The 7,223-nt window shown below is 74.1% G+C and carries 1 protein-coding gene; it reads left to right on the top strand.

The window, feature by feature from the left end:
* Positions 1-28: 28 nt before the first annotated feature.
* Positions 29-7,223, top strand: a 7,195-nt coding sequence (locus tag NMK44_RS40915) for a type I polyketide synthase (RefSeq protein WP_254753130.1), incomplete at its 3' end; no start/stop codon positions are given.

The following is a 7,223-nucleotide window of genomic DNA, read 5'->3' on the forward strand; positions in this document are numbered from 1 at the left end:
CCCCGCGCACAAAAGGTGACGATGCACGGTGAATGACGACAAGCTCCGGGACTACCTCAAGCGCACCGCCGCCGATCTCCACCGGGCCAAACAGCGCCTCGCCGAGGCCGAGGCGAAGGACCGTGAACCCATCGCCGTCGTCGCGATGAGCTGCCGTTACCCCGGCGGTGTCCGCACCCCCGAGGAGCTGTGGCGGCTGGTGGTCTCGGGCACCGACGCCATCACCGCGTTCCCCGGTGACCGCGGCTGGGACCTGGCGGCCCTGCACGACCCCACGGGGGAACGCCCGGGGACCACCTACGCCGCCGAGGGCGGATTCCTGGCCGACGCGGCCTCCTTCGACCCCGCCTTCTTCGGGATCTCGCCGCGTGAGGCGCTCGCCATGGACCCGCAGCAACGGCTGCTGCTGGAGACCACCTGGGAGGCGTTCGAGCGGGGCGGGATCGACCCGCACACCCTGCGCGGCAGCCGCACCGGTGTGTTCGCCGGAGTGATGTACCAGGACTACGCGGTCCGGCTGCGCGAGGTACCCGACGACATCCAGGGCTACCTCGGCAACGGCAGCTCCGACAGCGTCGCCTCCGGACGCATCGCCTACACCTTCGGTCTCGAGGGCCCCGCGGTCTCCGTCGACACCGCCTGCTCCTCCTCGCTGGTCGCGCTCCACCTGGCCTGCCAGGCGCTGCGGCAGGACGACTGTGCCCTCGCGCTCGCGGGCGGCGCCATGGTGATGTCCACCCCCGTGCCCTTCGTCGAGATGAGCCGCCAGAACGGTCTGGCCTCCGACGGCCGTTGCAAGTCCTTCGCGGACGGCGCCGACGGCACCGGCTGGGGCGAGGGCGTCGGGATGCTCCTGCTGGAGCGGCTGTCCGACGCACGCCGCAACGGCCACCCGGTACTCGCCCTCGTCCGCGGCTCCGCCGTCAACCAGGACGGCGCCAGCAGCAGGCTCACCGCCCCGCATGGCCCCTCCCAGCAGCGGGTGATCCGCCAGGCGCTGGCCGGCGCCCGCCTCTCCGCCGCCGAGATCGACGTCGTGGAGGCGCACGGCACCGGCACCCCGCTCGGCGACCCCATCGAGGCACAGGCCCTCCAGGCCACCTACGGCCGGGAACACACCGCCGAGCAGCCGCTGCTGCTCGGCTCGCTCAAGTCCAACATCGGTCACACCCAGGCCGCGGCCGGGGTCGGCGGAGTCATCAAGATGGTGCTGGCCATGCGGTACGGGACGGTGCCACCGTCCCTGCACGCCCAGCGCCCGACCTCGCAAGTCGACTGGTCCGCCGGTACGTTACGGCTGGTCACCGATGTCACGCCGTGGCCGGACACCGGCCGTCCCCGGCGTGCCGCCGTCTCCTCCTTCGGCGTCAGCGGCACCAACGGCCATGTCGTCCTGGAGCAGGCCGGCCCTCCGGAGGAGCCGGAGCCGGAGCCGGAGCCGCCCGCCGGGATCGCTTCCGACGGCGCCCGCGGACCGCTGCTGTGGACGGTCTCCGGCCGCACCGCCGACGCGCTGCGGGCCCAGGCCACCGAGCTCCTGGCGCATCTGGAACGCCATCCGGAACACGACCCGGTGGACATCGGCCACTCCCTCGCCACCACCCGGGCGGCACATGAGTACCGGGCCGCACTGGTCGCGGACGATCCGCGCGCCCTCCACGACCAGCTGGCCGCGCTCGCCGAAGGCACCGACCACCTGCCCCCGGGGCCGGCCCGCCCCGGTGAGGCGGTGGCCTTCGTCTTCCCCGGCCAGGGCGGTCAGTGGCCCGGGATGGCCCGTGAACTCCTCGACTCCTCACCGGCCTTCGCCGCACGGATGGCCGCGTGCGCCGAGGCGCTGGCCCCGCACACCGACTGGTCCCTGCCGGACGTCCTCCGTGGGGTGCCGGGAGCTCCCGGACTCGACCGGGTGGACGTCGTCCAGCCCGCCCTGTTCGCGGTGATGGTCTCGCTCGCCGCGCTGTGGCGCTCCTACGGGGTGGGACCCGACGCCGTGGTCGGCCACAGCCAGGGCGAGATCGCCGCCGCGTGTGTCGCCGGTGCCCTCACCCTGGAGGACGCCGCCACCGTCGTGGCTCTCCGCGCCAAGGCGCTGCGAGCACTGGCCGGGCACGGCGCGATGGCCTCGGTGGCGCTGCCCGCGGAACGGCTGCGCGAGCACATCGCCCCCTGGGGCGACGCACTCGCCGTCGCCGCCGTGAACGGACCCGCGGCCGTCACCGTGTCCGGCGACCCCGGGGCGCTCGGGGAACTCCTCGCCGCGCTCGACGCGGACGGCGTCCGCACCCGGACCATCCCCGTCGACTACGCCTCCCACGGCCCGCAGGTCGAGGCGATCCGCGATGAACTGCTCACGGCACTCGCGGACATCACGCCCCAGGCCGCCGAGGTCCCGTTCTACTCCACCGTCACCGGCGGCCCGCTCGACACCAGCACCCTGAACGCCGCCTACTGGTACCAGAACCTGCGCACCACCGTACGGTTCGAGGAGGCCACCCGGGCCCTGCTCGCCGACGGCCACCGGGTGCTGCTCGAGGTCAGCCCGCATCCCGTACTGACCGCAGGGCTCGAGGACACCATCGACGCCACCGGCACCGATGCGCTGGCCACCGGGACGCTGCGCCGTGACGACGGCGGCCCCGGGCGCTTCATGGCGTCCCTCGCGCGGTTGCACATCCGCGGTGTGGCCGTCGACTGGGACGCGGTCTTCGGCGAGCCCCGCCCCCGCCGGGTCGAGCTGCCCACGTACCCCTTCCAACGGCAGCGCTACTGGCTGGAGAACACCGGCACCGCGCACGACCCGGCGTCGATCGGACTGCTGCCCTCCCGCCACCCGCTGCTCGGCGCCGTCGTCACCCTGGCCGACAGCGACGGACTGCTCTTCACCGGACGGCTGTCGCTGAGCACCCACCCTTGGCTCGCCGACCACGCCGTGCACGGCAGCGCCCTCCTGCCCGCCACCGCCTTCCTCGAACTCGCCGTTCTGGCGGCGGGCCGCACCGGCTGTGCCCGTGTGGAGGACCTCACCCTCGAAACACCGCTGGTGCTGCCGCCGCTCGGTGCCCTGGCGCTACGGCTGTCCGTCGCGGCACCCGGCGCCGACGGCACCCGCCGGGTCACCCTGCACTCCCGGCTCGACGAGGCCGATGGGCCCGACGCGGACGGCGAGTGGACCCGGCATGCCACCGGGCTGATCGCCCCTGCACCGCCGGAGGCGCCCCCGGCACCCGATCTGACGGCCTGGCCGCCGCCCGGCGCCACACCCGTGGCCCTCGACGGCATGTACGAGCGCTACGCCGACGGCGGTTTCCGCTACGGCCCCGCCTTCCAGGGCCTGACCGCCGTGTGGCGCCTGGGCGACACCCTCTACGCGGAAGCCGCCCTGCCCTCCGGACAGCGCCCGGACGCGGGCCACTTCGCCCTGCACCCCGCGCTGCTCGACGCGGCCCTGCACGCCACCGGGCTCGCCCCGGAGTCGGGGGAGCATCAGGGCGGGCGGATGCCGTTCGCCTGGACCGGTGCCACGGTGCACACCCCGGGCGCCACCGCCGTACGTGTCCGGCTCACCCCGACCGGACCCGTCACTCTTGCCCTGGACGCCGCCGATGAGACCGGCCGACCCGTCGCCTCCGTCGACGTCCTGACCCTGCGCCCGGCCCCCTCAGCGGGCGCGGTCACGCCGCGCGGCCACCACGACTCGCTCTTCCAGGTCGCGTGGACGTCCCTCGACTGCCCGGCGGTGCCCTCCGGTGCGGTGTGGGCGGTGCTCGGCCCCGATGAGGACGCGCTCGCCACCGTCCTCACCGCCGCCGGAGCCACCGCGCCCCGCTACGCGGACACCGGCGGACTCAGCGCCGCGCTGGACGCCGGAGCACCGGCCCCCGACCTTGCCCTCCTGCCCCTGCGAACGGACCCGGACAGCGGTCCGGGGGAGCCGCACCACCCGCACACCGCGGTACACCGGGCGCTGCGCGTCCTCCAGACCTGGCTCGACGACGAACGCCTCGCCGCCACCCGCCTCGTCCTCGCCACGCGCGGCGCCGTGGCCGCGGTCCCCGGCGAGGAGCCCGATCCGGCCCTCGGCGCGGTATGGGGCCTGGTGCGCTCCGCACAGTCCGAACACCCCGGCCGCTTCACCCTGGTGGACCTCGACCCGGACAGCCAAACCGATCCGGACGGCTCGGGCGTCCCGGCCCTGGCCGCCGCCCTCGGCTCCGATGAGCACCAGCTCGCCGTCCGCGGCCACACCGTACGCGTACCCCGCCTCGCCAAAGTCCCGGTCACCGAACCGGCACCCGTCACCCTCGACCCCTCCGGCACGGTCCTCATCACCGGAGGGACCGGGCTCCTCGGCTCGCGGATCGCCCGCCATCTGGTGAGCCGTCACGGGGTGTGCCACCTGCTGCTGGTGAGCCGCTCCGGTCCCAGCGCCCCGGGTGCCGCCGCCCTCTCGGACGAACTGACGGCGCAAGGCGCCGAGGTCACCGTCACCGCGTGCGACACCGGCGACCGCGCCGCGCTCGCCACCCTGCTGGACGACATCCCCGCCGGACACCCCCTCACGGCGGTGGTGCACACCGCCGGAGCCCTCGACGACGGGGTGCTCTCCTCCCTGACCCCCGGCCACCTCGACACCGTCCTGCGGCCCAAGGCCGACACCGCTCTCCATCTGCACCACCTCACCCAGGACATGGACCTGTCGGCCTTCGTCCTGTTCTCCTCCGCGGCGGGCACCTTCGGCGGCGCCGGACAGGGCAACTACGCCGCCGCCAACGCCTTCCTGGACACCCTGGCCCAGGCCCGCCACGCACGGGGTCTGCCCGCCCAGTCCCTGGCCTGGACGATGTGGGAACAGCGCTCCGCGCTGACCGGCCATCTCGACGACGGCGACGTCCGCCGGCTGGCCCGCTCCGGGATGCCACCGCTGACCACCGAGCAGGGGCTCGCCCTGTTCGAGACCGCCCTCACCATCGACGCCCCTGCCCTCGTCCCGATGCGGCTCGACCTCCGGGCCCTGCGCGCCCGCGCCGCCGACGATCCCGTACCGCCGCTGCTCGGCGCACTGGTCCCGGCATCCCGCCGCGCCACCGCGGGGACCACGTCCGCACCGGCCGGACAACTCCCGCTGGCGGACCGGCTCGCCGCCCTCCCGGAGTCCGAGCGGCTGCGCACCCTGGTCCGGCTGGTCTGCGCCCAGGTGGCAGGTGTCCTCGGCCATGGACCCGGCGACACCGTCGAACCCCACCGGGCCTTCCGCGACCTCGGCTTCGACTCGCTGGCCTCCGTCGAACTGCGCAACCGGCTCACCGGCGCCACCGGACTGCGCCTCCCCGCCACGCTGGTCTTCGACCACCCCTCGCCGGAGGCGCTGGCCACCCATCTGCGCGACCGGCTCACCACGGTGGCGGCGGCGCCCGCCGTCGCACCCCGCGGCACCGCCCCCGTCCACACCGCCGATCCCATCGCCATCGTGGCCATGGGCTGCCGCTTCCCCGGCGGGGTACGCGCCCCCGAGGATCTGTGGCGGCTGCTCGCCTCCGGCGCCGACGCCATCGGCGACTTCCCCACCGACCGCGGCTGGGACCTCGACGCCTTCAGCGCCCTCGACCCCACCCGGGCCGCCAACTCACCCGTCAAGGAGGGGGGTTTCCTCTCCGGTGCCGGAGACTTCGACCCCGACTTCTTCGGCATCTCGCCGCGTGAGGCCCTCGCGATGGATCCGCAGCAGCGGCTGCTGCTGGAGATCACCTGGGAGACCCTCGAACGCGCCGGAATCGACCCGGCCACCCTCCGGGGCACCGCCGCCGGGGTGTTCATCGGTCTGATGCAGCAGGACTACGCCGTCCGGCTGCTGCCGCACATCCCCGACGACGTCGAAGGCTTCCTGGGCACCGGTAACTCCGGCAGCGTCGTCTCCGGCCGTATCGCCTACACCTTCGGCTTCGAGGGCCCCGCACTCACCATCGACACCGCCTGTTCCTCCTCACTGGTGGCCCTGCACACGGCCGTGCAGTCACTGCGCCGGGGTGAGTGCGCGCTCGCCCTGGCGGGCGGTGTCACCGTCATGTCGAGCCCGGAACTCTTCGTCGAGTTCGGGCGTCAGGGCGGGCTGGCCGCGGATGGCCGCTGCAAGTCCTTCGCGGCCGCCGCGGACGGCACCGGGTTCGGCGAGGGCGCGGGGATCCTGCTGCTGGAGCGGCTGTCCGATGCGCGCCGGCACGGTCATCCGGTGCTGGCGGTGGTGCGGGGTTCGGCCGTCAACCAGGACGGTGCCAGCAATGGCCTGACCGCACCCCATGGCCCTTCCCAGGAGCGCGTCATCCGCGCGGCCCTGTCCGACGCGGGGTTGGCGGCGCAGGACGTGGACGCGGTGGAGGCCCATGGCACGGGTACGACGCTGGGTGATCCGATCGAGGCGGGGGCACTGCTGGCTGCCTATGGTCAGGAGCGGGCGGAGGACCGGCCGTTGTGGCTGGGCTCGCTGAAGTCCAACATCGGCCACACCTCCGCCGCGGCAGGTGTCGGCGGAGTCATCAAGATGGTGCTGGCCATGCGCCACGGGCTGCTGCCCCGAACGCTCCACGTCGACCGGCCCACCCCGGAGGTGGACTGGTCGAAGGGTGACGTACGGCTGCTGGCGGATGCTCAGCCCTGGAAGGTGTCCGGCGGGCCCCGCCGGGCGGGGGTGTCGTCCTTCGGTGTCAGCGGCACCAATGCCCATGTGATCCTGGAACAACCGGTCGAGCCACCGGCCGCCATGCGCCCCGCTCAGGACGGCCGTGGTCCCGTGCCCTGGCTGTTGTCCGCCAAGACCCCTGAAGCGCTGCGCGACCAGGCCACCCGGCTGCTGGCGCTGTGCGCCGAGGACATCCGGGCCGACGACATCGGTCTGTCCCTCGCCACCACCCGGTCCCGGCTGGAGCACCGTGCGGTGGTGGTCGGGGACCGTGCGGGGCTCTTCGGCGGTGTCGAGGCGCTGAGCGGCGGTGTGCCGTCGCCGGTGGTGGTGACCGGCCGTGGTGCGGTGTCCGGCGGAACCGTGTTCGTCTTCCCGGGGCAGGGCTCGCAGTGGGCCGGAATGGCGGCTGAACTGCTCGATCAGAGCGCGGAGTTCGCGAGGGGGATCGCGGAGTGTGAGGTGGCGTTGGCGCCTTATGTGGAGTGGTCGTTGGGTGAGGTGCTTCGTTCGGGGTCGGGGTTGGGCCGGGTGGATGTGGTGCAGC

The organism is Streptomyces cucumeris, assembly GCF_024295805.1.
Lineage (GTDB): Bacteria > Actinomycetota > Actinomycetes > Streptomycetales > Streptomycetaceae > Streptomyces > Streptomyces cucumeris.